The 25425-nt window shown below is 59.3% G+C and carries 21 protein-coding genes; 11 read left to right on the forward strand and 10 right to left on the reverse strand.

The genetic code is table 11. The annotated features are described in order from the left end of the window. The first annotated feature begins 59 nt into the window (after nt 1-59). Together argJ and B9H00_RS15535 are read left to right on the forward strand one after the other, a co-directional pair. On the forward strand, nt 60-1268 hold the full coding sequence (argJ, locus tag B9H00_RS15530; RefSeq protein WP_086901413.1) for a bifunctional glutamate N-acetyltransferase/amino-acid acetyltransferase ArgJ: 1209 nt from the start codon (nt 60-62) through the stop codon (nt 1266-1268). A 100-nt stretch (nt 1269-1368) separates the two neighbouring features. Then, the gene (locus B9H00_RS15535) at nt 1369-2313 is read left to right on the forward strand and encodes a Nudix family hydrolase (RefSeq protein WP_086901933.1); all 945 of its coding nucleotides are present in this window, start codon (nt 1369-1371) and stop codon (nt 2311-2313) included. A 75-nt stretch (nt 2314-2388) separates the two neighbouring features. Here B9H00_RS15535 and yacG read toward each other — a convergent pair whose 3' ends face one another. Genes yacG through pilB form a run of 5 tightly spaced genes read right to left on the reverse strand, consistent with a single transcriptional unit; the run spans nt 2389 to nt 7126 of the window. Further along, entirely contained in the window at nt 2389-2607 is a 219-nt protein-coding gene (gene yacG / locus B9H00_RS15540) for a DNA gyrase inhibitor YacG (RefSeq protein ID WP_086623091.1), read from the reverse strand. Then, entirely contained in the window at nt 2604-3212 is a 609-nt protein-coding gene (coaE, locus tag B9H00_RS15545) for a dephospho-CoA kinase (RefSeq protein WP_086901414.1), read from the reverse strand. The genes yacG and coaE overlap by 4 nt, the downstream gene beginning before the upstream one ends. Nucleotides 3213-3268: 56 nt before the next feature. After that, a complete protein-coding gene (locus tag B9H00_RS15550) occupies nt 3269-4129 on the reverse strand; it encodes a prepilin peptidase (protein ID WP_407656527.1) in 861 nt (286 codons plus the stop codon). A gap of 10 nt (nt 4130-4139) precedes the next feature. After that, the gene (locus tag B9H00_RS15555; protein WP_086901415.1) at nt 4140-5381 is read right to left on the reverse strand and encodes a type II secretion system F family protein; all 1242 of its coding nucleotides are present in this window, start codon (nt 5379-5381) and stop codon (nt 4140-4142) included. Nucleotides 5382-5389: 8 nt separating this feature from the next. Continuing rightward, nucleotides 5390-7126, reverse strand: a complete 1737-nt coding sequence (gene pilB / locus B9H00_RS15560; RefSeq protein ID WP_086901416.1) for a type IV-A pilus assembly ATPase PilB — start codon at nt 7124-7126, stop codon at nt 5390-5392. A 187-nt stretch (nt 7127-7313) separates the two neighbouring features. On the opposite strand from pilB, the gene B9H00_RS15565 reads away from it, so the two are divergent. Together B9H00_RS15565 and B9H00_RS15570 are read left to right on the forward strand one after the other, a co-directional pair. Then, entirely contained in the window at nt 7314-7772 is a 459-nt protein-coding gene (locus B9H00_RS15565; protein ID WP_086901417.1) for a pilin, read from the forward strand. Nucleotides 7773-7890: 118 nt separating this feature from the next. Further along, entirely contained in the window at nt 7891-9366 is a 1476-nt protein-coding gene (locus B9H00_RS15570; RefSeq protein WP_086901418.1) for a TrkH family potassium uptake protein, read from the forward strand. Between the two features lie 71 nt (nt 9367-9437). On the opposite strand, the gene B9H00_RS15575 is transcribed toward B9H00_RS15570, so the two are convergent. Together B9H00_RS15575 and B9H00_RS15580 are read right to left on the reverse strand one after the other, a co-directional pair. Further along, nucleotides 9438-10610 carry a 1-acyl-sn-glycerol-3-phosphate acyltransferase gene (locus B9H00_RS15575; protein ID WP_086901419.1) on the reverse strand — a complete coding sequence of 391 codons (1173 nt, stop codon included), beginning with the start codon at nt 10608-10610 and terminating at the stop codon, nt 9438-9440. Between the two features lie 29 nt (nt 10611-10639). Beyond that, nucleotides 10640-11566, reverse strand: coding sequence for a recombination-associated protein RdgC (locus tag B9H00_RS15580; RefSeq protein WP_086901420.1), 927 nt, complete (start codon nt 11564-11566; stop codon nt 10640-10642). A gap of 349 nt (nt 11567-11915) precedes the next feature. On the opposite strand from B9H00_RS15580, the gene gyrA reads away from it, so the two are divergent. The 7 genes from gyrA (at nt 11916) to ykgO (ending at nt 21973) form a co-directional block, all read left to right on the forward strand. After that, nucleotides 11916-14621: a DNA gyrase subunit A gene (gene gyrA / locus B9H00_RS15585; RefSeq protein WP_086901421.1), complete on the forward strand. Its 2706-nt coding sequence runs from the start codon at nt 11916-11918 to the stop codon at nt 14619-14621. A 60-nt stretch (nt 14622-14681) separates the two neighbouring features. After that, nucleotides 14682-15761, forward strand: coding sequence for a 3-phosphoserine/phosphohydroxythreonine transaminase (gene serC, locus B9H00_RS15590; RefSeq protein WP_086901422.1), 1080 nt, complete (start codon nt 14682-14684; stop codon nt 15759-15761). Nucleotides 15762-15765: 4 nt separating this feature from the next. Continuing rightward, nucleotides 15766-16884 (forward strand): prephenate dehydratase, encoded by a 1119-nt coding sequence (gene pheA / locus B9H00_RS15595; protein ID WP_086901423.1) that lies wholly within the window; start codon nt 15766-15768, stop codon nt 16882-16884. Then, nucleotides 16881-19130 (forward strand): bifunctional prephenate dehydrogenase/3-phosphoshikimate 1-carboxyvinyltransferase, encoded by a 2250-nt coding sequence (locus B9H00_RS15600; protein WP_236944306.1) that lies wholly within the window; start codon nt 16881-16883, stop codon nt 19128-19130. The genes pheA and B9H00_RS15600 overlap by 4 nt, the downstream gene beginning before the upstream one ends. Continuing rightward, nucleotides 19127-19822: a (d)CMP kinase gene (gene cmk, locus B9H00_RS15605; RefSeq protein ID WP_086901425.1), complete on the forward strand. Its 696-nt coding sequence runs from the start codon at nt 19127-19129 to the stop codon at nt 19820-19822. Before B9H00_RS15600 ends, cmk begins: the two co-directional genes overlap by 4 nt. A gap of 182 nt (nt 19823-20004) precedes the next feature. Then, nucleotides 20005-21681: a 30S ribosomal protein S1 gene (gene rpsA, locus B9H00_RS15610; RefSeq protein WP_086901935.1), complete on the forward strand. Its 1677-nt coding sequence runs from the start codon at nt 20005-20007 to the stop codon at nt 21679-21681. 148 nt (nt 21682-21829) lie between these two features. Beyond that, nucleotides 21830-21973: a type B 50S ribosomal protein L36 gene (gene ykgO / locus B9H00_RS15615; RefSeq protein ID WP_086901426.1), complete on the forward strand. Its 144-nt coding sequence runs from the start codon at nt 21830-21832 to the stop codon at nt 21971-21973. 169 nt (nt 21974-22142) lie between these two features. On the opposite strand, the gene B9H00_RS15620 is transcribed toward ykgO, so the two are convergent. The 3 genes from B9H00_RS15620 to purM form a co-directional block, all read right to left on the reverse strand. Further along, nucleotides 22143-23222 carry an aldo/keto reductase gene (locus tag B9H00_RS15620; protein WP_086901427.1) on the reverse strand — a complete coding sequence of 360 codons (1080 nt, stop codon included), beginning with the start codon at nt 23220-23222 and terminating at the stop codon, nt 22143-22145. Nucleotides 23223-23471: 249 nt separating this feature from the next. Next, nucleotides 23472-24188, reverse strand: a complete 717-nt coding sequence (gene purN, locus B9H00_RS15625; protein WP_086901428.1) for a phosphoribosylglycinamide formyltransferase — start codon at nt 24186-24188, stop codon at nt 23472-23474. A gap of 16 nt (nt 24189-24204) precedes the next feature. Then, entirely contained in the window at nt 24205-25272 is a 1068-nt protein-coding gene (gene purM / locus B9H00_RS15630; RefSeq protein WP_086901429.1) for a phosphoribosylformylglycinamidine cyclo-ligase, read from the reverse strand. Between the last annotated feature and the right edge of the window lie 153 nt (nt 25273-25425).

Genomic DNA, 25425 nt, shown 5'->3' on the forward strand with positions numbered 1-25425 from the left:
ACTGCCCGGTGACCGTAAAGGCGCCGGGCAGGCCACAGGAACAGCACAGGGGAGTGGTCATGGCCGTAGGTAAAGCGCATTTTCCCGATATGCCTCGTATCGAAGGGCTGCGACTGGGTACTGCCCGGGCCGGCATCAAGAAGGTAGATCGTCGTGATCTGGTCATTTTTGAACTGGCTGAAGGCAGCCATGTGGCCGCGACCTTCACACGCAACGCCTTTTGCGCGGCGCCGGTACATGTGGCTCGACGCCATCTCGCAGACGGTGCCCCGCGTTATCTGCTGATCAACACTGGCAACGCCAATGCCGGTACCGGGGAGTCTGGCATGCAGGATGCGCTGGCGTGCTGCGCAGCACTCGCCGAGCGCACCGGTCAGCTGCCGGAGCAGGTATTGCCTTTTTCCACCGGAGTGATCGGAGAGCCGCTGCCGGTCGAGCGGATTCGCAATGGTCTGGATGAGGCGCTGGCCTCGCTGGATGATGAACAGTGGCAGGCCGCGGCTGAAGGCATCATGACCACCGATACGCGCCCCAAGGGCGCCACGCGCACGATCATGGTCGAAGGTCAGCCGGTCATCATCAACGGTATTTCCAAGGGGGCAGGCATGATCTGCCCTAACATGGCGACCATGCTGGCCTTTGTGGCTACCGATGCGGCCATCGCTCACGACACGCTGCAGGCACTACTGCGTGAAAGCGTTGATCGCAGCTTTAATCGCATTACGATCGATTCCGATACGTCCACCAACGATGCCTGCACTCTGGTGGCCACGGGACGAGGTGTTGCCATCGAAAGTGACGAGGCACTGGCGACGTTTGCCCACGCACTGGATGAGGTGTTGCTATCACTGGCGCAGGCGATCGTTCGTGATGGCGAAGGCGCCACCAAGTTTGTCACCGTCGCCATCGAAGAAGCGGCAAGCGTTGAAGAAGCCCTGGCGGTCGCCTTCAGCGTGGCACATTCTCCGCTGGTCAAGACCGCGCTTTATGCCAGCGATGCCAACTGGGGCCGTCTTTTGATGGCGGTAGGCAAGGTGCCCATCGAAGATTTTGATGTCAGTCAGGTAGGCATTGATATCAATGGTGTCACCATTGCTCGTCAGGGGGGGCGCGCTCAGGAATACCGTGAGGAAGCCGGCGCTGCTGTCATGGCCGAGGAAGAGATCAACATCACCATCCGACTGGGTCGAGGGGCGGCAAAAGAGCAGGTGTGGACATCCGATCTCTCCCACGACTATGTCTCCATCAATGCCGACTATCGCAGCTGACACGCGCAAGCCGCGCGGTCGCTATCACATTTTGGGGTGGCAGTGTCGTGTCGCTCCCTTTACCGATTGATATTCACGCATCATGAAAGGTCATGCCAGCATGCCGAAAAGAAGGGTACATGTCGCCGCTGCGGCCATCTTCAACGATCAGGGCCAAGTGTTGATTGCACGGCGGCCATCGATTGCCGATCAGGGTGGGCTGTGGGAGTTCCCCGGTGGCAAGCTGGCCCCGTATGAAACCGGACTTGAAGCCTTGCGTCGTGAGCTTCGCGAAGAGCTGGGCATCAATATTCAACGGGCTCAGCCGCTGATTCGCGTTCATCATGAATACCCCGACAAGCACATCCTGCTCGACGTCTGGGAGACCCATGATTTTGAGGGCGAACCCTGGGGGCGTGAAGGTCAGGCCGTACGCTGGGTTAGTCCGGACGATTTCGGTCGTTATGCTTTCCCGGCGGCCAACGGCCCGATCATTCGTGCCGTGACCCTGCCGCATGACTATCTGATCACGGGGGAAGCCAGCGACGAAGAAGACTTTGATCGCAAGCTCAAGCGTGCGCTGGTGGAGGACGGCATCAAGCTGGTGCAGCTGCGGGCGCATGATCTGGGCGAAGACGCTTATCGTGCTCGCGCCGAACGTGCTCTGGCGACCTGTCGAGAGCACGGTGCATCGCTGATCCTCAACTGTTCGCTCGAGGTTTTCCGTGCCGTGGATGCGGACGGACTGCATCTGCCCAGCCGTGAATTGATGGCCCTTACACATCGCCCCATAGGGGATGACAAGTGGCTGGCGGCCTCTACACACAATGCCGAGCAGCTTGCTCAGGCCCAGCGGCTGGGGTGTGATTTTGCAACACTTTCACCGGTGCGCGAGACCCCGAGCCATCCAGGTGCGGTGACCATCGGCTGGCACGATCTTCAGCAGATGGTGGAAGAAGTAACGATGCCGGTATATGCCCTTGGCGGTACCTCTCGTGATGATGGTGACCGTGCTCGCGCCGTGGGTGCGCAGGGCATCGCCTCGATTCGTGACTTCTGGCGCTAAATCGGGCTGGCGGATACTTAAAAAAAGGGCCACCCGATGGGGTGGCCCTTTTGCATTCGTGGAGCGTTTGAGCGCCTAGTCGCCGCGCTCGATGCGATTCATGAGCTCATCAAGGCTTGCATCATCCATGGCGGGCTCTCCGGCAATTCGATGAGATTCATCCGCCCAGGCACCAAGGTCGATCATCTTGCAGCGTTTGGAGCAAAACGGACGCCACGGGTTATCGCTGGTCCAGTAAAGGCGCTTGCCGCACTGGGGGCACGGGACGATAGGAGTCTGATTCTCATTACTCATGGGGCGTTGTACTGGCTCGCAAGCTGGCGGTAAAAAAGATCGAGCCGATCGATTCGGGCATCAACCACGTGAAAGCTGCCGACATTGTCGATAACGTCATCGGCGCTGGCAAGTCGTCGATTGCGTGACATCTGGGCATCCACAATGGCGCGGGCCTGCGATTCGGGGACGCCATCTCGTTCGCAGGTCCTTCGGATCTGCTCCTCGGGAGGCACATCGATCACCAGAATCCGATTGACCAGCTGATGCTGATCGGTTTCCAGCAGCAGCGGTGAGACCAGCAGGGCATAAGGTCCCGACAGGGCTTCAAGACGCTGAATCAGTCGCTCACGAATGCGGGGATGGGTAATGGCCTCAAGGTCATGACGCGCCTGGACGTCATCGAAAATGATCTGGCGCAGGGCGGCCCGATTGAGCTCGCCCTGTTCTGTCATGACAGGCTCGCCAAAGCGCGCACGAATATCTGCCAGCGCCGCCTCGCCCGGCATGACGATCTCCCGGGCCAGGTGGTCTACATCCACCCAGACTGCCCCGCGTCTGGCAAAGGCTTCGGCGATGGTGGTCTTGCCGGCTGCTATGCCGCCGGTCAGGCCGATAATCAGCATGAAATCTCCCACAGATAAGCGTTGTGATGCCCTGAGTTGAAAGAGGCGTCCATGGCCTAGATTCCGGAAAGGCCGATGATGTTGTAATACAGCTCGACAAGGCTGTCACCGCCCAGCAGGATCAGCATGCCCGCCGCACTCAAAAAGGGGCCGAAGGGCATCGGTGCCCCCCGCAGTCGAGGAATGAGCAGTTGCAAGACAATGCCCACTACCGCTCCGGTGGTGGCGGACAGGACCAGAATCAGCGGCAGGGCCTGCCAGCCACACCATGCGCCCAGTGCGGCCAGAAGCTTGAAATCTCCATGACCCAGACCTTCCTTGCCCGTAGCAAGGCGAAAAAGCCAGTAAAATCCCCAGGCAATACCGTATCCCGCCATCGCGCCGACCACGCTCTCTGCCAGCCTGTCGGCATTGTTTGTCAGCTGATACAGCAACCCGCCCCATAGCAGTGGCAGGGTGAGTACATCCGGCAGCAGCATCGTACGCCAATCGATGACGGCCAGTGCCAGCAGCGTCAGGCAGGCCAGTATCAATGTCAGGGCCGTCAGGGTCATGCCATGGTGCCATACGATCCAGAGCACCAGGGCAAGGCTTGCCATTTCGACCAGTGGATATTGCACGCTGATGGCGCATCGACACTGTGCGCAGCGGCCTCGACGCTTCAGATAGCCCAGCAGGGGAATATTGTCATGCCATGCAAGGGGCGCTTCGCATCCGGGGCAGCGAGAGCGCGGCACGAGCAAATTGCAGGCAGGCTGAACCGGGGGTGTCAGCGACAGTGTCTGATGCGCCTCTCGGGTCCACTGCCGGGACAGCATCAGGGGCAGTCGGGCAATGACCACATTGAGAAAGCTGCCCAGCGCCAGTGCCAGCAGCGCTACAACACACAGCAGAAGGGGATCGGTCAACGGGGACACCTCAAGACTCCTATATGGCGCTGCCAAGATCAAATACGGGTAGATACATCGACACCACCACGCCGCCTACCAGAGAGCCCAGGACCACAATGATCAGAGGCTCCATCAGAGTGGTCAGTGTATCGACCCGGTTTTCGACCTCGACATCATAAAAATCGGCCACGCGATTGAGCATGGCTTCAAGGGCGCCTGATTCTTCACCGATCGCTACCATCTGGAGGGTCATGGGGGTGAAAAGCCCGGTGGTGCGCATGGCAAAATTGAGCTGCTGGCCGGTATTGACGTCCTGGCGCACGCGTTCAATGGCCTGCTCAAACACCAGATTGCCGCAGACGCCTTTCGCCGTTTCCAGCGCTGACATCAGGGGCACGCCCGCGGCAAAGGTGGTGGCCAGGGTGCGCGAAAAACGCGCAATGGCGGCTCTCTCGATGACTGGCCCGATGACGGGGAGTCTGAGCATCAATCGGCTTGCCTGTAAGGCCAGCGCCGGTGAGCGTGCAAGCATACGCCGCGTAAACATCCCTGCGGCCAGCGCTGCCAGCAATATTTGCCACCATAGCTGCTGGGCGGCATCCGAAAGCGCAATGGTGATTCGGGTCGGGGCCGGTAGCTCGGCGCCAAAACTTGCGAACATGCTTTCAAACTGCGGTACGACCTTGATCAACAAAAGCGCCGTTACGGCAATGCCCACGGCCACCACGGCGGCAGGGTAATACAGCGCCTTGCGAACGCGTGCCTTTAGATTATCAAGGCGCTCCTTGTTGGTGGCGACGCGATCGAGCATGCGGTCAAGGGCGCCGGCCTGTTCACCGGCCTCGATCAGATGAACAAACAGTTGATCGATATGGCGTGGGTGCGCCGCCAGTGCCTGCGAAAAGCTCATGCCGCTGGAAACGTCACTTTTGATGGTTTCGATGAAGTGTCGCAGGGCCGGACGGTTGGTACCGTTGGCAACCGCCTCAAGAGACTGCAGCAAGGGCACACCGGCACGAATCAGGGTCGCCATCTGACGCGCAAACAGGGTGATGTCCTCGCCCCGGATGCGATGGCCCATGCCGGGCAGATGACGCTTGCGGTTCAGGCGGGTAACAATAATGCCCTGAGAGGACAGCTGGCGGCGAATGTCGTGTTCATTGATACCATGCATTTCACCCCTGACCCGTTCGCCACGACCATTCTTGCCCATCCACCGAAAGGTCGTGGCCTGGCCCGATGAAGCCGATGAGCGTTTTGACAGGGCAGACGTTGCCATGGTGATGATTACTCCTGAATGGTCCGGTTGAGTTCTTCCAGCGTGGTCAGTCCGGTCAGCACCTTGTGCAAACCGCTGCGGCGCAGGTCGTGATGACCTTCTCGTCGCGCCTGCTCGGCCAGCGCCATGGCACCGGCATCCTGCATGATCAAATGGCTCATGGCAGAGGATATCGGCACCATTTCATAAATCCCCACACGTCCCCGGTAGCCATGTGTGCAGTGCTCACAGCCTACGGCCTGATACAGCGTGGCCTGATCAATTTCCTCGTCATTGAGTCCCTGATGTCTGAGCACTTCGCGGGGCAGGGTGACCGGCTGTCGGCAGCGTTCACACAGGCGGCGTGCCAGTCGCTGAGCGATGATCAGGCTGATGGAGGTGGCGATGTTGAAGCCGGCCACGCCCATGTTGCCCAGACGAGTCAGGGTTTCGGCAGCAGAGTTGGTGTGTAGTGTCGATAGCACCAGATGTCCGGTCTGGGCCGCCTTGATGGCGACTTCGGCGGTTTCCAGATCACGAATTTCCCCCACCATCACCACATCCGGGTCCTGACGCAGAAAAGCACGCAGGGCGGCGGCAAAATCAAAGCCGATATTGGGTCGTACGTTGACCTGGTTGATGCCTTCCAGCTTGATCTCGACCGGGTCCTCGGCCGTGGCGATATTGCGCGCCTCGGTATTGAGCAGATTCAGAGCCGTATAAAGTGTCACCGTCTTGCCGCTGCCGGTAGGGCCGGTCGATAGAATCATGCCCTGGGGGCGTGCAATGGCCTGTTCAAAGATGGCGCGCTGTTCGGGCGTGAAGCCCAGCGCATCGATGCCCATGCGGGCGCTGTCCGGGTCCAGCAGGCGCATGACGATCTTTTCACCAAACAGGGTTGGTAGCGTGTTGACACGAAATTCAACGTGTCGTCGGCTCGACAGCTTCAGGCGCATGTTGCCATCCTGGGGCAGGCGTCGCTCGGAGATGTCCAGCTTTGCCATCACCTTGATGCGGGCTGCAATACGCTGTCGAAGCTGTGCCGGCGGTCGGGAAGCTTCCACGAGAATGCCATCGACGCGAAAGCGGATTCGAAAGCTCTCCTCAAACGGCTCGAAATGGATGTCCGAGGCGCCGCGCCGAATGCCGTCGAGCAGGATCTGTTTGACGAAGCGCACGACCGGCGCATCATCGCTGGATTGAAATGAGGCATCTTCGGCCTGATCCAGTGCAAGGTCGTTTTCCTCGAGCGCCAGCGTCTCAAGGGCGTTATGACCCTCCAGCAGCGCCAGCGCGCCTTCGCCGTGTACCTTCAGATACTGCTCGAGTCTGGCAGAGAGCTGCTCGGCCGGTGCCAGCATGCCTTCCACGCTCATGCCGATCACGAACTGAAGCTCATCGAGTTCTGGCAGGCGAGAGGGATCATCCACCGCCACGATCAGACAGCGTTCGTGGCGCATCAGGGGCAGCACGCCCAGCCGGCGGATCATCGATTCCGGCAGACCTTGCAGCGGTGGCAGGCGAGCGACCGGGATCGCCTCCAGATCAACACAGCCCAGCCCGAAAGCCCAGCCGGCACTCTGAATGGCATCGCGCGGTGACACATCGGTCTCTTCAGTAATCAGCCTGAGCAGCGGGCGCTTTTCCTGCTGCGCCTGAGTTTCAAGCGCCAGCGCGCGGTCGGCGTCCAGTAGCCCGTCTTCGACCAGCTGACGGGCAAGGCTGCGCAGGGGGTTGGCAGAGAGTTGGGTGAAAGCATCCGACATGCACGTAATCCATATGGCCAGAGGGATTGGCGACTTGCCCCGTGTTATCGGCGGGGCGTCGTTTCTCTAAAGTTCCGTTAGCTTTTGTCGTTAAAGGCTCTGCGTCAGTCGGATATCAGGCGCAAAATATACCGTTATCCTGTGAGTCGTCACAGGGACACATGCAATCAATGGAAAGGGCATAACAATGGCACGCAGGCAGGGTGGTTTTACGTTGATCGAGCTGATGATCGTGGTCGCCATCATCGGTGTACTGGCGGCCATTGCCGTGCCGCGCTATCAGGATTATGTGGCGAGGTCGGAAACGGGTTCTGCACTGGCGACGCTCAAAAGCTCGCAGGTCAGTATCGAAGAGTCAGTGCTGAGAGGGCAGACCCTCAGCATGACGCCAAACGATGCAGGCTTTATCGGTATCACGCCTGCTGACGTGAAGATGGGTACGTTAAGCATTCCAGCGAAAAATGACAGCAATAACGGCGTTGCATCAGTGCAAATTGCTTTTGGCACGGGTGCCAGCTCTTCTTTAACCGGTAAAAATATTGCTCTGAATAGAACCAAGGATGGTGCGTGGTCCTGTACGGCGACCGTTGATGCCCAGTACATGCCAAAAGCGTGTACGAAAGCTGGTGATGATCCAAAGGTTTAAGAATTGTGTTTAAAGCCGGCCTTGCGCCGGCTTTTGTTTTTATCAGCCTTCCCGGCTGCGTCCCTTTCCTCAAACCGCTATAGTAGCGCGCACCTGTTGATCATTCTGGATGCGATGCATGCTGCGTCTGCCGCTTTTCCGTCATCCGGCCGGAGCGGGCCCTGTCCTGCGCATTCTGGCCATGCTGCTGCTGGTATTATCCCTGTTCATGCTGATCCCGCTGGCCCTGCTGGCCCTGGAAGGCGATGGGCAGATGTGGCCCTTTCTATGGGCCTTTGCGGTCACCTTCGGCACGGGTGTCGTGTTCATTTTGCTGACCTGGGGTGTGCACATCGAGCTGCGCCCCCGGCAGATGTTTATTCTGACCACCTCCAGCTGGGTCGTCATGTCGGCCTTTTCCAGTCTGCCCATGCAGTTCGGCGCGCCGCGTCTGTCGGTGGCCGATGCGGTGTTTGAGTCGGTCTCGGCCATTACCACGACCGGGGCGACCGTGCTGGTGGGTATCGAACATCTCTCGGACGGCCTCAAGCTCTGGCGTGGTCTGATGCAGTGGGTCGGCGGCGTCGGGATCATCGTGATGGCCATCGCGGTATTGCCCTTTCTGCGCGTCGGCGGCATGCGCCTTTTCCAGACCGAATCCTCGGACTGGTCCGACAAGGTGCTGCCGCGAGCCGGTACGGTCGCCAAGGCCATCGGTCTGGTCTATGTCGGTTTTACGATTGTCTCGATTGTCAGCTACTGGCTGGCGGGCATGCTGCCACTGGATGCCGTCGTGCATGGCATGACGTCAGTGGCGACCGGCGGTTTTGCCAATTATGACGCCTCTTTCGGACAGTACGCCGATCAACCTGTCATCCTGTGGCTCAGCGTGCTGTCCATGTTGACCGGCGCGCTTCCCTTTGTACTGTATATCCGCATGGCGCGGGAACGGTCGGGCGTGCTCTGGAAGGATCAGCAGGTCAGGGGGCTTCTGGCGCTGCTGGTGGTCGTCATTGCCTTGCTGACCCTGTATCGCACCGTCCGCGGCATGGAGTTTTTCGATGCGCTGACGCAGGTCGCGTTCAACGTGGTGTCAGTGGTGACGACCACCGGCTATGCCACCGATGACTACACGGCATGGGGCCCGCTGTCGGCAGCGGCCTTTTTCTATCTGACCTTTGTCGGTGGCTGCTCCGGGTCCACCAGTGGGGGAATGAAGGTCTTTCGATTTCAGGTCGGCCTGATCATGCTGGTCAATCAGCTGCGCTACCTGGTTCATGCCAACGGCGTGTTTGTGCAGCGCTATAACGGGCGCGTGCTGACCGATGACCAGATTCGGGGCGTTATCGCCTTCTCCTTTTTCTTCTTCTTTACGGTGGCGGTGCTGGCACTTGGGCTCTCGCTGATGGGGCTGGATTTTGTCACGGCGCTTTCGGGCGCCGCGACAGCCGTCGCCAATGTCGGCCCGGGGCTTGGCGATATCATCGGCCCAGCGGGGAATTTTGCGCCTTTGCCGGACGCCGCTAAGTGGATGCTGAGCATCGGTATGCTGATGGGGCGTCTGGAAATCCTGACCGTGCTGGTACTGCTGACACCAACCTTCTGGCGTAAATAACGCCGCCTGCCATGCGCCCCGGTTCAGGGCGCATGCTCAAGGCAGTGTCGGGTCAGGCATATGGCAGCGGGTTAGAGCGGGTCGCGCCCTGCGCGATTAAGCACGGGGTTGGCGTACTGGCACAGCCACCAGGGGCGAAGGTCTTCCGGCACCTGCTCCAGTCGCGTGTTGAAGGCCTGACGATCAGCCGGAGTGATGTCACTGAGGTCGACAAGCTCGGGCGCATGGCCGGTAGCTTCCAGCGCCAGGTAGTGGCTGGGGTAGAGCGTATAGTGGCTGAGCACCTGGCGGTCGATCTCCTGAGCGGCACTGTCATAGCTGTCGTGCTCGTCCGTCAGCGGCGTGCCGAACACCAGCCTGACACGTCCCTTGTTGCCGGTAATGCCGGCGGCAATCGAGAGGATGTCTTCGTAGGCGATCTTTTCATAGGCCACGCCCTCATGGCGGGCCTTGAGTTCGCGCGCCTTTTGCTGATCGCAGGGATCAAATTCGTAGCTGATGGAAACGGGCACGATGCGCAGCTCGGCAATCGTGTCGTTGACCGAGGCGTCCTTGTCTTCCATGCGCCGCGCCATGCCCAGCATTTTGATGATCGCGCTGTCGGTGCGGTCCACGCCATTCTTGGCACGGCCTTCGCGCTGTGCCAGCCAGATGGGATGGTTATCCTTGATAATCGACTGTCGAATATAATTGGAAAGCTGCTGGTAGGCTACCAGCATTGCCCGCTTGCCCCGCGCCGAGCGCGGCACGATAAAGCTCTTGTTGAGCCGCATGAGATCGGTCACATAGGGCTTTTGCAGCAGGTTGTCGCCGATGGCGATACGCACGGTGCTGCGGCCGCTATGATAGAGCGCGTAGTTGACGAAGGCCGGGTCGAGCGCGATATCGCGATGGTTGCCGATAAAGAGATAGGCCTTTTGCTGATCCAGCTTCTCAAGACCTTCCACGCTGAAGGTATTGGTCGTGTTCTGAATCATGCGCGCCATGTAATGGGAGATGTGATCCTGAAAATCCCCCACGGTATGGATGTTTCGAACCGCGCGCCTGAGGCCATGGCGTACCAGCGCCCGCGCCACGCGTGGCGCGAAGCGGGCCAGTTTTGGCAGCCGATAGCGCGTGATGGTATCGATGAATTCATCGTTTCTGACCAGGCGAGCCAGCGTATCAACGACTTCGTTGTCGTTGTAGGGGCGTATGGCCTCGAAGTCGTCTACGGGCGGTAGCGCATCCGGGGAAGAGGTCATCTCGGGTTCCGGGTCGTCAGACGTTTGATTCATGGGGCGGCAGGTGCCGGTGTCGCTTCGCCGCCAAGCCACTGCATCAGTCGCTCGGCAGTATCACCCAGTACATGGGCCATGAGCGCAAACTCGGTCTCCATCTGCATGACGGGATTGTCGTCGCTATCGGTATCGTCGATTTCCTTGAGCACGGCATCGGCAAAACGAATCGACTTGATGGACATGTCTTCCTGCAGCACCAGTGTCATCTGCTCTTCGATGTTCAGTGCCAGCTTGCTGGCCTGACGGCCCACGTCCAGTGACATGCGCACTTCCTCACCGTCCGGGTCGATGCTGCGGGCACGAAGGATGCCGTCATCGCCCTTGGCGCGAAGCTCGATCTGATCCCCCAGCAGCATGCCTTCCGGACGAGTGGTCGGGTCGGTCAGCCAGGTGGTCATGGTGCGTCCGGCCGGCGTCTGCGGCGCCAGCGGAATGACCTTGAGCGATCCAAGCGATTCACGCAATACGTCAAGCATCTCCTCGGCGCGTTTGGCACTCGAGGCATTGATGCCGATCAGACGGCGCTTCGTATCCCACCAGAGATCCGTGCGCGTGGTGCGGGTAAAGGCACGTGGCAGCAGTTCCTCGACGATACGCTCCTTGAGTGCCAGCTTGTCACGACGCCCGGGTGGATAGCCCTGCTGTGCGGTCAGTGCCTCGACCCGCTCTTCGAGTGTTTCCTTGACGACCGCGCTCGGCAGCAGACGCTCCTGGCGCAGCAGTGTCATCAGACGATGTCCCTGAATCTCGTGCACCAGCTGATCGCCATGGCGTCCGGCAGGCGCTGCCCAGCCCACCCGGCGGGCCTGAGTCTCGGTGACCGGCGTGAAGCGATGGGTGTCGAGGGCTTGTGTGAGCTGATCCAGTGACCAGTCCTGCTCATCGAGCAGGCGATAAAGTTGTAAATGCTTGAACCACATAGCGTCCTTTCCTTGAAGGCGCACATTATGTCGAATGGCAGGCGCAGGTGCCAGCGCTGGCGTCGCTTGATCCCATACTCCTGGACTAACCGGTAATGTCCGTCATCAATGCCGGGCCTGACAGCGACCTTTCGGGCAGGGGCTCAAATCATCGTCGGATTGCATCGCTGTCTGCCGGAGCGCATCAGGGCTGTGGTACAATCGGCACCAACCAATTGGATCATCCGTGCGCAATCATGTGTGCGTCGTGATTGCATTACGGGTGTTCGCGCCTGACTACCCGATGGCCCGCGTGGCCGGGGTGTTCAGGCTGCAGGACTTCTTGAACAGGACCAGGATTTGACGACCCATGGGTGAGATCGCCAGAGAGATTCTGCCAGTCAATATCGAGGACGAGCTGAAGCAGTCGTACCTTGATTACGCGATGAGCGTCATCATCGGTCGAGCGCTTCCCGATGTCAGGGATGGACTCAAGCCGGTGCACCGTCGCGTGCTGTATGCCATGCATGAACTGCGCAACGACTGGAACAAGTCCTATCTGAAATCGGCGCGTGTTGTGGGTGATGTCATCGGTAAGTATCACCCGCATGGTGACAGCGCCGTTTATGACACCATCGTGCGCATGGCCCAGGACTTTTCCATGCGCTACATGCTGGTGGATGGGCAGGGCAACTTCGGCTCGATCGATGGCGACAGCGCTGCGGCCATGCGTTACACCGAAGTGCGTATGGCCCGCCTGTCACATGAGCTGCTCTCGGATCTGGAAAAGGATACGGTTAACTGGGTCGACAACTACGACGGCACCGAGCGTATCCCCGAGGTGCTGCCAACACGCGTGCCCAATCTGCTGGTTAACGGTGCCTCCGGTATCGCCGTGGGCATGGCCACCAATGTGCCGCCTCATAATATGGGCGAGGTCATTGATGGCTGTCTGGCGCTGATCGAGGACCATACGCTCAGTATCGACGAGTTGATGGAATACATTCCGGGGCCGGACTTTCCGACTGCCGGCATCATCAATGGCCGCGCCGGCATTCTGGATGCCTATCGTACCGGTCGCGGGCGTATTCATGTTCGCGCCCGTCATACCGTCGAGCACGATGAGCGGACCGGCCGTGATCACATTGTCGTGACCGAGTTGCCTTATCAGGTCAACAAGGCCCGTCTGATCGAAAAGATTGCCGAGCTGGTCAAGGACAAGCGCATCGAGGGCATTGCCGAGCTGCGCGATGAGTCCGACAAGGACGGTCTGCGCGTCGTCATTGAAACCCGTCGCGGCGAGTCAGGCGATGTGGTCGTCAACAACCTCTTTTCCCAGACCCAGCTTGAGACAGTGTTCGGTATCAACGTGGTGGCGCTGGAAAACGGTCAGCCCAAAACGCTGAATCTCAAGCAGCTGCTAGAAGCCTTCATTCGCCACCGCCGCGAAGTGGTCACCCGCCGAACGCTGTATGAGCTGAGAAAGGCCAAGGAACGTGGCCACATTCTTGAAGGCCTGACGGTCGCCATCTCCAACATCGATGAAGTGATCGAGCTGATCAAGGCCTCGCCCAATGCGGCCGAAGCGAAGGAAAAGCTGATTGCGCGCGACTGGATGCCGGGTCAGGTCATCGACATGCTGGACCGTGCTGGTGCGACCTCCTGCAAGCCTGACAATCTCGAGGAGAGCTGCGGGCTGTCGGATGATCGCGGGCGCTATCAACTGTCGGCGGCACAGGCTCAGGCGATTCTGGAGCTACGCCTGCACCGCCTGACCGGTCTCGAGACCGAAAAGCTGCTGGATGAGTATAAGGGTATTCTTGATACCATCGCCGAGCTGACCCGCATCCTTGCATCGGCCGACCGACTGATGGAAGTCATTCGCGAAGAGCTTGAAGCCGTGCGCGATCAGTATCGTGACGAGCGTCGTACCGAAATTCAGAACAGCCGTCGCGATCTCACGATGGAAGATCTGATTGCTGCGGAGGACATGGTGGTCACCATCTCCAGAAGCGGATATGCCAAGACCCAGCCGCTGTCCGATTATCAGGCGCAGAAGCGGGGCGGTCGTGGCAAGTCGGCGACCAGCATGAAGGATGAGGACGTCATTGAGCATCTGCTGGTGGCCTCGACTCACGACACCGTGCTGCTCTTCTCTGATCGCGGCAAGGTCTACTGGCTCAAGGTCTATGAAATGCCGCAGGCCTCGCGCGGGTCGCGTGGGCGTCCGCTGGTCAATCTGCTGTCGCTGGATGAAGGCGAGTGGATCACGGCGATCCTGCCGGTGAAGGAGTATCGCGACGACAGCTATATCTTCTTTGCCACGGCCAACGGTACGGTCAAACGCACCACGTTGGATCAGTTTTCGCGTCCGCGTAGTGCCGGTCTGATTGCCCTTGATCTTGATGAGGGCGACCGTCTGGTAGGGGCGGCCATCACCTCCGGTAGCGATCATGCCATTTTGCTGTCCTCCAACGGCAAGGCCATCCGCTTTGACGAAAATGACGTGCGCGCCATGGGTCGTACGGCACGCGGCGTCAGAGGCATGCGTCTGCTGGATGATGCTCGGGTCATCAGCCTGATTATTCCCAGCACGACCACCATCGATGAAAGTGCTGACGATGAGACCGAAGTTGAAGCGTCTCAGGTCAGTGAAGGGCAGTGCTATATCCTGACGGCCTCGAGCAATGGTTACGGCAAGCGTACCCGGCTCGAGGAGTTTCCGCTGCGTGGTCGTGGTGGTCAGGGGGTCATCGCCATGCAGACCACGGCGCGTAATGGGCCGCTGGTAGCCGCCATCCAGGTTGGCGAAAGCGACGAGATGATGATGATCTCCGATCGGGGCACACTGGTCCGTACCCGGGTCAGCGAGGTATCCATCAGCTCGCGTAATACGCAGGGCGTTACCCTGATTCGTACCGTCAAGGGCGAAAGCCTCGTGTCCACCGTTCGTCTTGACGAGCTGGAAAAGGACGATGAGGCGCTGGTTGATGATGAAGAGGTGCTGACCGACGAGGCCGATCAGGCTTCTGCAGGCACCGATGACGGCGATGCCGATCCGGCCCGCGAAGAGTAGAACCATCGGCGCCTTTCATGGAAAGGCGCCGTTATTTTTTCAAGCCCGTCGAGACCTGACATGACCCGACATTTCAATTTCTGTTCCGGCCCCGCCACGCTGCCCACCGCCGTGCTTGAGCGCGCACGCGATGAGATGCTTGATTTTGAGGGGCGTGGCCTTTCCGTCATGGAGATGAGTCACCGCAGTGAGGCCTTCATTGCTGTTGCAGAACGCGCCGAGGCCAATCTGCGTGAGCTGATGCAGGTACCGGACAATTACAGCGTGCTGTTCATGCAGGGCGGTGCTACTCAGCAGTTTGGGTGTGTACCGCTCAATCTGCTGGGGAAGGGCGGTCGCGGTAATTATCTGGATACCGGTATCTGGTCACAGAAGGCCCTGAAGGAAGGTCGGCATCTGGGCGAGGCGCACATGGTGGCCTCTTCCGAGGGTAACGGCTATACCGCTGCGCCCGGTCAGGAAGCGCTCTCGCTATCAGAGGATGCAGCTTATCTGCACTATTGTGATAACGAAACCATCGGCGGGCTGCAGATGGATTACGTGCCCCAGGTCGAGACGCCACTGGTCTGTGACATGTCCTCCTCGATCCTGTCGCGCACGGTAGATGTCTCGAAATTCGGCGTCATCTATGCCGGTGCGCAGAAGAACATCGGTCCGGCCGGGATTGTCATCGTGATCGTGCGTAATGATCTACTGGATCAGGCGCGCCGCGAAACGCCCTCCATGCTGAACTGGAAGGCCTTTGCTGATAACGGCTCGATGCTCAATACGCCGGCAACCTATGCCTGGTACCTGTCGGGGCTGGTTTTTGAGTGGCTCAAGGAGCAGGGCGGTGTCGATGCGATCGAGAAGATCAATCGTCGCAAGGCGCAAAAGCTTTATGAGGCCATCGATAACAGCGGCTTCTATTCCAATCCGATTGCTGCAGCCAATCGCTCGCTGACCAATGTGCCTTTTGTGCTGGGTGACGAAACGCTGAACAAGGCGTTTCTGGCCGAGTCCGAGGCGGCAGGTCTCTTGACACTCAAGGGGCATCGCAGCGTGGGCGGTATGCGTGCCAGCCTTTATAACGCCATGCCGGAAGAGGGCGTTGATCGGCTGGTGGCCTTCATGCAGGATTTCGAGCGTCGCTACGGGTAACTACATGACCGATCAGTCTTCTTCTCTCGACAATAACGATCAGGGCGTGGATCTTGGCGCCCTGCGTGATCGCATTGATACGCTGGATCAGCAGATTCTCGATCTGATCAGTGAGCGTGCGGCCTGCGCCCAGCAGGTGGCTCATGTCAAACTGGCCGAAGACCCGGAGGCAGTGTTCTACCGCCCCGAGCGCGAAGCTCAGGTCCTCAAGCGCATCATGGCCCTCAACAAGGGGCCGCTGGCGGGCGAGGAGATGGCGCGCCTGTTCCGGGAGATCATGTCGGCCTGTCTGGCGCTGGAAAAGCCAGTGCGTGCCGCCTATCTCGGGCCGGAAGGCACCTTTACCCAGCAGGCTGCCCTCAAGCATTTTGGTGACAGTGCGGTCTGCAAGCCGTTGCCGGCCATCGATGAGGTCTTTCGCGAGGTCGAGGCGGGTGCTGCCAACTATGGGGTGGTGCCGGTCGAGAACTCGACCGAGGGCGTGGTCAATCACACGCTGGACTCCTTCATGGATACCTCCCTGCGGATCTGTGGCGAGGTGGTTCTGCGTATTCATCACCACCTACTGGTCGGCAGCAACACGCGCCGGGACAAGGTGTCGCGCATCTATTCCCACTCACAGTCGCTGGCACAGTGTCGCAAGTGGCTTGATGCCCACTATCCGCACGCCGAACGTGTGGCCGTGTCCTCCAATGCCGAAGCGGCGCGCCGGGTCAAAAGCGAATGGCACACCGCAGCCATTGCCGGTGACATGGCCGCGCGGCTTTATGGCCTTGAGCGCCTCGAAGAAAAGATCGAGGACATGCCGGACAACTCGACGCGCTTTTTGATCATCGGCAACCACGATGTGCCGCCCAGTGGTGAGGACAAGACGTCGCTGGTGGCTTCCATGCGTAATCAGCCGGGTGCCCTGCATGACCTGCTCGAACCCTTCCATCGACATCATGTCGATATGACGCGTCTTGAGAGCCGGCCTTCTCGCCATGGTCTCTGGAATTACGTCTTCTTCATCGATTTCAAGGGGCATCAGGAAGAGCCGCGCGTGCAGGCGGCCTTGGAAGAAGTCAGGCTGCGGGCCGCCGACGTGCGCGTACTGGGGTCCTATCCGGTGGGTGTGCTTTGAGCGAGCAGGCCATTTCAGGGGCGTCGACCGTATTGTCCGAAGAGCCCGGTATTCTGGTCATCGGATTGGGGCTGATCGGCGGTTCGCTGCTGGCGGCCCTACGCGATTCCGGTTATGCCGGGCGCTGTTTTGGCGTTGATCTCAATCCCAATGAGGTCGCTCTGGGGCGGCGCATGGGATTGATTGATGATGGTGGTGCAGACCCGGCTGCCTTTTTGCCTCATGTCTCGCTGATCGTGCTGGCCGTACCGGTCATGGCGATTGCACCGGTCATGGCGCAGCTGAGCCAGCTTCGTCGTCACGGTCAGGTAGTGACCGATGTGGGCAGTACCAAATCGGCCATTCGTGATCAGATCCGAGCGGCGCTTGGTCGAGTACCAAGTTGGCTGGTGCTGGGTCATCCTATCGCCGGTGCAGAGAAAAGCGGCGTTGAGGCCGCCAATCCAGCGCTGTATCAGCGTCATCGTGTGATTCTGACCCCTGAAGCCGATACCGATCCGCAGGCCCTGAAACGCGTTGAACATCTATGGCGCGCCTGTGGCGCCCATATCGAGCAGTTGACGGTTGAGCGTCACGATGAGGTGCTGGCGCGGACCAGTCATCTGCCGCATCTGTTGGCCTTTTCACTGGTCGACACGCTGGCGCGTCAGGATGATCGGCTCGACATCTTTCGCTACGCTGCCGGTGGCTTTCGTGATTTCACCCGCATTGCGGGCAGTGACCCGGTGATGTGGCGCGACATCTATCTCGCCAATCGGGAAGCGGTGCTTGAAGCGCTTTCGGAATTCGAGGCCGGCGTCAGCGAACTTCGTACTGCCGTGGCACGCGGTGACGGCGATGCCATGCTGGGCATATTCTCCCGCGCCAGTCACGCGCGACATTATTTCGACAGATTACTCAGCCAGAAGAGCTATCAGGTCATGGAAACCAGAAACGTTGTGTACCGTGCGAGCGCCGGCGGTCAGGTCAGGGGCAACATTCGAGTGCCTGGCGACAAGTCGATGTCGCATCGCTCCATCATGCTGGGTGCGCTGGCTGAAGGCGTAACGACCGTGGAAGGCTTTCTTGAAGGTGAGGATAGCCTGGCCACGCTTCAGGCCTTTCGTGAAATGGGCGTGGCGATTGAAGGTCCTCAGGCCGGCCGTGTGGTCATCCACGGGGTGGGTCTTCACGGCCTGAAACAGCCAAAAGGCGCCCTGTATCTGGGCAACTCCGGTACCAGCATGCGCCTGTTTGCAGGGCTCATGGCCGGACAGACATTTGATGTCACGCTCACTGGCGATGACTCTCTCAATCGTCGCCCGATGGGGCGCGTCGCTGACCCGCTACGACTGATGGGCGCCGTCATTGATACCGGTGAGGGTGGTCGCCCACCGCTGACCGTTCGCGGAGGGCAGCGCCTGGCCGGTATCGATTATGATCTGCCCATGGCCAGTGCTCAGGTCAAATCGTGCCTGCTGCTGGCCGGCATGTATGCCACCGGCGATACCAGGGTGCGTGAGCCGGCGCCGACTCGGGATCATACCGAGCGTATGCTGACCGCCTTTGGCTATCCGGTCGCTCGTCATGAGGATGTGGCCCATATCGCAGGCGGTGGTCGGCTCACTGGCGGCTTCATCGATGTGCCGGCGGACATTTCCTCGGCAGCGTTCTTCCTGGTGGCTGCCTCCATTACCCCCGGGGCGGATCTGACCCTGCAGCACGTGGGTATCAATCCGACTCGTGTTGGTGTCATCAACATCCTGCGCGAGATGGGCGCCGATATTGAGCTGCTCAATGAGCGCAAGGTCAGCGGCGAACCGGTCGCCGATGTGCGGGTGCGTCACGCCGAGTTGCACGGGATTGATATCCCGGTGGATCAGGTGCCGCTTGCCATTGATGAGTTTCCGGTGCTCTTTATCGCGGCGGCCAATGCCCGTGGTACCACCCGCCTTCGCGATGCGCTTGAACTGCGGGTCAAGGAGTCCGATCGTATCAAGGCCATGGCCGACGGTCTGGATATCCTGGGCGTGGCCAACACGGTGGTCGAAGACGGTATCGACATCGTGGGTGGCCGTTATCACGGGGGCGAAGTTGAAAGCCTTGGGGACCATCGCATTGCAATGGCCTTTACCGTGGCTGCCCTGTGCGCCGAGGGAGACATCACCATTCGTGACTGCGCCAACGTGGCGACGTCCTTTCCCAACTTTCCTGCATTGGTCCGAGAGGTCGGCATGCAGCTTGAGGTCGTTTCGGAGGACGCATGAGTCAGCAGGCCAATGCAGCAGTCATCGCCATCGATGGCCCCGGTGGGGCCGGCAAGGGCACGATCAGTCGACTGGTCGCCCAGGATCTGGGCTGGCATCTGCTGGACTCGGGGGCGCTCTATCGTCTGACGGCGCTGGCTGCCCTGCGTCGTGGTATCGAAATGACCGATGGTGTCGCCCTTGAGTCGGTGGCGCGTGACCTGGATGTGACCTTTGTCAGCGAAGGCGAACACACACGGATCATGCTGGAAGGCGAGGATGTCAGCGCCGACATTCGCAACGAGCATGTCGGTGGATGCGCTTCACAGGTTGCCGCGATCACTGGCGTGCGTGATGCACTGCTGGCACGTCAGCGTGAGTTCGCCAAAGCGCCGGGGCTGGTGGCCGATGGTCGTGACATGGGCACCGTGGTCTTTCCGCAATCCCCGCTCAAGATATTTTTGACAGCCAGCGCCGAGGAAAGGGCGCGAAGAAGACACGATCAGTTGCGGCAGGCCGGACAACATGCTAGCCTTTCGAGCCTTTTAAAGGAGATAGAGGCTCGGGACGCGCGTGACATGCAGCGAACGGTGGCGCCATTAAGGCCTGCCGAGGATGCGGTCACGATTGATACGACCGAGCTTTCGATCCCGGATGTCGTGGCACGCATTGAAGCACTTCTCTCCCTGCGTGGTTTGAAAAGCCCGCAATGAGCGCCTGAATTTCCGGAGGCCCCGGCAAGACGTCATGGGGTGGCAGCGGTCAACATCTGTAAACCCTGCCACGTCTAACCAGCGTTAACGTCCCCGGGGAGTTTGTCATTGGCCCGCGCTTGTTGGTGGCGTGGAGAATGCAGCCGTCCCGGTTGCTTTTTGTTGATCACTATAGGAATACCATGAGCGAAAGCTTTGCAGAACTGTTTGAACAGTCTCTTCAGGACATCAACATGGAACCCGGTGCCATTGTCATGGCGACCGTGGTGGACATTGAAGGTGACTGGATCACTGTCAACGCCGGGCTGAAATCCGAAGGGCAGATCCCTGCGGCACAGTTTCGTAGCGACAATGGTGAACTGACCATCAAGGTCGGCGATGAAGTCAAGGTTGCGCTGGAAGCCGTGGAAGACGGTTTCGGTGAGACACGCCTGTCTCGCGAAAAGGCCAAGCGTGCCGAAGCCTGGAAGGAACTGGAAGCAGCCTTCGAGGAAAACGAAGTCGTCAAGGGCGTGATCAACGGAAAGGTCAAGGGCGGTTTCACCGTCGATGTCAATTCCATCCGTGCCTTCCTCCCGGGCTCGCTTGTCGATGTCCGTCCGGTTCGCGATACCGCGCACCTGGAAAACAAGGAACTCGACTTCAAAGTCATCAAGCTCGATGCGAAGCGCAACAACGTTGTCGTTTCTCGCCGTGCCGTACTTGAAGCCGAAAACAGTGCCGAGCGTGAAGCACTGCTCGCGACACTGCAGGAAGGCCAGCAGATCAACGGTATCGTCAAGAATCTGACCGATTACGGCGCCTTCGTCGATCTCGGCGGTGTTGACGGCCTGCTGCACATCACCGATATGGCTTGGAAGCGCATCAAGCATCCGAGCGAAATCGTGGCTGTTGGCGACGAGATCAATGTCAAGGTGTTGAAGTTTGACCGCGAGCGCAACCGCGTATCACTGGGTCTGAAGCAGCTGGGCGAAGATCCGTGGGTCAACATCAAGAATCGTTACCCGGAAGGCACCAAGGTCAACGCACGCGTGACCAATCTGACCGACTACGGCTGCTTTGCCGAGCTGGAAGAGGGTGTTGAAGGTCTGGTTCACGTTTCCGAAATGGACTGGACCAACAAGAACATCCATCCGTCCAAGGTGGTTCAGGTCGGTGACGATGTTGAAGTCATGGTGCTGGATATCGACGAAGAACGTCGTCGTATCTCGCTGGGCATCAAGCAGTGCACCTCCAATCCGTGGGAAGACTTCAGCTCGCGCTTTGCCAAGGGCGACCGTGTCTCCGGTACCATCAAGTCGATCACCGACTTCGGTATCTTCATCGGTCTGGATGGCAGCATCGATGGTCTGGTGCACCTCTCCGACATCTCCTGGAACGAGACTGGCGAAGAAGCCGTTCGTCGCTATCGCAAGGGTGAAGAAGCCGAGGCCGTCATCCTGTCGATCGATCCGGAGCGTGAGCGCATCTCGCTGGGCATCAAGCAGCTGGAAAGCGATCCGATGTCCGAGTACCTGGCCGTTAACGACAAGGGCGCACTCGTGTCCGGTCGTGTGACCGAAGTGGATGCCCGTGAAGCCTACGTGGAACTGGCAACTGACGTCATCGCCGTACTCAAGGCCTCCGAGATCAGCAGTGACCGTGTTGAAGACGCCCGTACCGTGATCAACGAAGGCGACAGCGTTGAAGCACGCATTGTCGGTGTTGACCGCAAAAACCGCGTCATCAACCTGTCTATCCGCGCCAAGGATCAGGACGAGACTCGTCAGAACATGCGCAACATGCGTGAGCAGGAGACCGAGACTTCCGGTCCGACCACTATCGGTGACCTGATCAAGCAGCAGATGAATCAGGACTGATAGATCGCTCTCGGCCATCTGCTGGATGGCTGTAGAGGTCTGTTCAGATATATCAATGACACTGTCGTCAGCAGTATCCATCCTGCTGGCGACAATGTTGAAATCACGGATTTAATCGCCCCTGATCATTCAGGGAGACGGAGGTAGCATGCAGGTCGTCAGCTCACTCAAGTCAGCCAAGACTCGCCACAAGGATTGTCAGGTCGTCAAGCGTCGCGGTCGCGTTTACGTTATCTGCAAGTCCAACCCGCGCTTCAAGGCCGTTCAGGGCCGTCCGAAGCCCAAGCGTTAATGCCTCAGGCATGATTGGAGCCCTTCGGGGCTTCGCGCGAAAAGGCCCCCAATTAAACATTGGGGGCCTTTTTTATGCGTCATACTTTGGTGTTCAGGGCAGTATTTGATTGACAAGGTCCACCCAATGGGCGGGCCCTGTTTTACGCCTTAATGAACACTGCTGATCATCAGCGCTGGTCGCTGCGGTTCTCGATGGTCTTGCGGTAATGATCGATGAAGGGTTTTTCGGCCCTGTCGATACGATCCATGCCGGACACCACGCGATGCCAGTATGGGTACTGTGGGGCCGGGCGTGTCACCGCTTCAATACGGTCAATATCGTCCTGATTGAGGGTCATCTCGGCAGCGGCCAGATCATCCTTTAGATGCGCTTCATTGCGAGCGCCGATGATCAGTGAGGTCACACCCGGACGGTCCTTGAGCCATGCAAGGCAGGTACGAGGAATCGATGCATTGTATTTTTCGCCAATCTCGGCCAGCAGCTCGATGATGTCATAAGCGCGCTCCATGTCATGGATGTAGGGCTCGGGCCAGCCATTGCCCTGGCGTGTGCCCTCCGGCGCCTTCTGACCACGACGCAGCTTGCCATTGAAGACGCCTTCCCCCAGCGGCCCCCAGATCAGCGTGCCGATATTCTGATCGATCGACAGCGGCATCAATTCGTACTCCGCCTCGCGAGACTCCGGCGTGTAATAGATCTGCTGGCTGATCGGCGGCATCAGGTGATGCAGTTCGGCCTTGCCGATGGTTTTCATCATCTGCCAGCCGGTGAAATTGGACGTGCCGTAATAGCGGATCTTGCCGCTTTGTATCAGGTGGTCGAGGGCATAAAGCATCTCCTCGACCGGCGTTATGCCATCCCAGTTATGCATCTGATAAAGATCGATGCGGTCGGTGCCAAGACGCTTGAGGCTCGCCTCACAGGCATTAATCAAGTGATAGCGCGAGAATCCGCTATGGTTCGGGTTGTCGCTCATCGGGCTTCTCGCCTTGCTGGCCAGAATGATGTCGTTGCGCTTGTCGCCAAGGGCGCGACCAACCAGCTCTTCGGCTTCGCCCTTTGAGTAGAGATCTGCCGTGTCGATCAGGTTGACGCCGGCATCCAGCGCCATATCAAACTGGCGTCGTGCGCCATCAACATCGACACTGGCCGCCTTTTCAAAGCCACCGCTGCCACCGAAGGGAACGGTGCCAAGTGCCATTTCAGAAACCAGCAGGCCGGAGTTGCCGAGCGGACGATATTTCATGTGAAAGCTTCCCTGTTTTCCTGACAGACTCAATCAAGTGATTGATCAGGTCATAAGCCTGGCATAACCGATCAACGCAGCAAGTCTGAACGATGAACACACAAAAGCCTTCAAGGCGGATCGGCAAATCATGACACTCGAATCAGGTGTGAATGAATCGGCCTGAATAAACAAAAACGCCACCACCGAGGGCCGGTGATGGCGTTGTTCACACACGCGGCGCTTCAAGTGAGCGCCGCGCGGAGGGCTTCAGAGGTCTTCTTCGGTCACATCGTCCGGAGACAGCCGAAGCCCGCTTGCGGGTAACGGGTGATTGTCCAGACGTGGGCCTTCAGGCGTGAGTTTGAGGCGCCCCTGCATGAACCAGCGCACCGTCATCGGATAGATCACATGCTCTCGGGTGAGCACCCGTTCTGCCAGAGTTGCCTCATCGTCATCGGAGGCCACTTTGACGGCTGCCTGAACCACGACAGGGCCACCATCGAGCTCATCGGAGACGAAATGCACGCTGGCCCCATGTTCCGATACGCCGTCTGCCAGTGCACGTGCATGCGTGTTCAACCCACGATATTGCGGCAGCAGGGAAGGGTGGATGTTGAGCATGCGGCCGTGATAGCGCCGTACAAGGGCCGGTGTCAGAATACGCATGAAACCGGCCAGCACGATCAGATCCGGGGCATGACGGTCAATGACCTTCACCAGTGCGGCATCAAAGGCTTCGCGCGAGTCGTACTCATGATGAGGCAGTACCACGGCCGGTATTCCGGCTTCGCGGGCGCGTACCAGTCCATAGGCATCTCCACGGTTGGAGATGACGGCAGCAATTTCACCGCCCAGCTCATCATGGGCTTCAGCATCAATCAGCGCCTGCAGATTGCTGCCGCTACCCGAGATCAGCACGACCAGCCGCTGGCGGTCAGGCTGTTCGGGCTGAAAGTCCTGCTCGGAGGTTTCGCTATCGGACATGACGTTTCCTGCTCGATTACTGACGTGCGTTTTCAAGCACAACGCCGGGCTGTGTATCATCCGAGCGGCTGACATGACCCAGTCGGTACACGGTTTCTCCCGTACTTTCCAGGAAGGTCTCGGCCTGCTCGGCCTGGCTGGCCGCTACCACGACCACCATGCCGATGCCGCAGTTGAGCACGCGATGCATCTCGGTTTCATCGATGTTGCCTTCGCGCTGCAGCCAGTCAAAGATGGCAGGACGCGGCCAGGCCTGTGCATCGATATGGACGCTGGTGTTGTCCGGCAATACGCGAGGAATGTTTTCGAGCAGGCCGCCACCGGTAATGTGGGAAAGTGCGTGCACGCTCACGTCGCTGTCATGGAGCATGGCCAGAAGCGATTTGACGTAGATGCGGGTAGGTGCCATCAGCGCATCGCGTAGGGTCTGGCCGTCCTCAAGGCGCGTATCAGGGGCGGCACCGCTGCGTTCGAGCACGCGACGAATCAGCGAATACCCATTGGAGTGGGGGCCGCTTGAGGCCAGACCCAGTACCACGTCGCCTTCGCCGACCTTTGAACCATCCAGAATTTCCGACTTTTCAACGATCCCGACACAAAAGCCTGCCAGGTCGTAATCGGAACCTTCATACATGCCCGGCATCTCGGCAGTCTCGCCACCGACAAGCGCACATCCGGCCTGACGACAGCCTTCGCCGATGCCCGTGACCACATCGGCAGCCATCTCGACATCCAGCTTGCCGGTGGCGTAGTAGTCAAGAAAGAACAGCGGCTCGGCACCGGCGACCACCAGATCGTTGACACACATGGCCACCAGATCGATACCAATGGTGTCATGACGCCCCAGATCCATGGCCAGCCTGAGCTTGGTGCCAACGCCATCGGTACCTGACACCAGTACCGGTTCGCGGTAGCCGCTGGGAAGCTGGCACAGGGCGCCAAAACCGCCAAGCCCGCCCATTACTTCCGGTCGCGTTGTACTCTTGGCGACATGCTTGATGCGCTCGACCAGCGCATTACCGGCGTCGATATCAACACCGGCATCCTTGTAGGAGAGGGAATCACGAGACGAGGGCTCGGTCATGTTGGGGTCCTGTCACTGAAAATGAGACGGGGTTCCGGCCGGGGCCAGAGCGATAATCAAGAAGGCCGGCATTGTACCATCGGCCATGCCCAATCGCACCGCAATGGCAGCGCGGCATGCTTGTCCATCGATAGGCTGCCCGGAGCCATCGGG

It is taken from the genome of Kushneria marisflavi (assembly GCF_002157205.1).
GTDB lineage: Bacteria > Pseudomonadota > Gammaproteobacteria > Pseudomonadales > Halomonadaceae > Kushneria > Kushneria marisflavi.

Excerpts from the sequence above, each read along its gene's own strand:
- pheA (WP_086901423.1), top strand. The coding sequence starts at position 15,766 with ATGACCGATCAGTCTTCTTCTCTCGACAATAACGATCAGGGCGTGGAT.
- ykgO (WP_086901426.1), top strand. The coding sequence starts at position 21,830 with ATGCAGGTCGTCAGCTCACTCAAGTCAGCCAAGACTCGCCACAAGGAT.
- rpsA (WP_086901935.1), top strand. The coding sequence starts at position 20,005 with ATGAGCGAAAGCTTTGCAGAACTGTTTGAACAGTCTCTTCAGGACATC.
- cmk (WP_086901425.1), top strand. The coding sequence starts at position 19,127 with ATGAGTCAGCAGGCCAATGCAGCAGTCATCGCCATCGATGGCCCCGGT.
- gyrA (WP_086901421.1), top strand. The coding sequence starts at position 11,916 with ATGGGTGAGATCGCCAGAGAGATTCTGCCAGTCAATATCGAGGACGAG.
- coaE (WP_086901414.1), bottom strand. The coding sequence starts at position 3,212 with ATGCTGATTATCGGCCTGACCGGCGGCATAGCAGCCGGCAAGACCACC.
- B9H00_RS15555 (WP_086901415.1), bottom strand. The coding sequence starts at position 5,381 with ATGGCAACGTCTGCCCTGTCAAAACGCTCATCGGCTTCATCGGGCCAG.
- B9H00_RS15575 (WP_086901419.1), bottom strand. The coding sequence starts at position 10,610 with ATGACCTCTTCCCCGGATGCGCTACCGCCCGTAGACGACTTCGAGGCC.
- serC (WP_086901422.1), top strand. The coding sequence starts at position 14,682 with ATGACCCGACATTTCAATTTCTGTTCCGGCCCCGCCACGCTGCCCACC.
- pilB (WP_086901416.1), bottom strand. The coding sequence starts at position 7,126 with ATGTCGGATGCTTTCACCCAACTCTCTGCCAACCCCCTGCGCAGCCTT.
- argJ (WP_086901413.1), top strand. The coding sequence starts at position 60 with ATGGCCGTAGGTAAAGCGCATTTTCCCGATATGCCTCGTATCGAAGGG.
- B9H00_RS15565 (WP_086901417.1), top strand. The coding sequence starts at position 7,314 with ATGGCACGCAGGCAGGGTGGTTTTACGTTGATCGAGCTGATGATCGTG.
- B9H00_RS15580 (WP_086901420.1), bottom strand. The coding sequence starts at position 11,566 with ATGTGGTTCAAGCATTTACAACTTTATCGCCTGCTCGATGAGCAGGAC.
- B9H00_RS15620 (WP_086901427.1), bottom strand. The coding sequence starts at position 23,222 with ATGAAATATCGTCCGCTCGGCAACTCCGGCCTGCTGGTTTCTGAAATG.
- B9H00_RS15570 (WP_086901418.1), top strand. The coding sequence starts at position 7,891 with ATGCTGCGTCTGCCGCTTTTCCGTCATCCGGCCGGAGCGGGCCCTGTC.
- B9H00_RS15535 (WP_086901933.1), top strand. The coding sequence starts at position 1,369 with ATGCCGAAAAGAAGGGTACATGTCGCCGCTGCGGCCATCTTCAACGAT.
- yacG (WP_086623091.1), bottom strand. The coding sequence starts at position 2,607 with ATGAGTAATGAGAATCAGACTCCTATCGTCCCGTGCCCCCAGTGCGGC.
- purM (WP_086901429.1), bottom strand. The coding sequence starts at position 25,272 with ATGACCGAGCCCTCGTCTCGTGATTCCCTCTCCTACAAGGATGCCGGT.
- purN (WP_086901428.1), bottom strand. The coding sequence starts at position 24,188 with ATGTCCGATAGCGAAACCTCCGAGCAGGACTTTCAGCCCGAACAGCCT.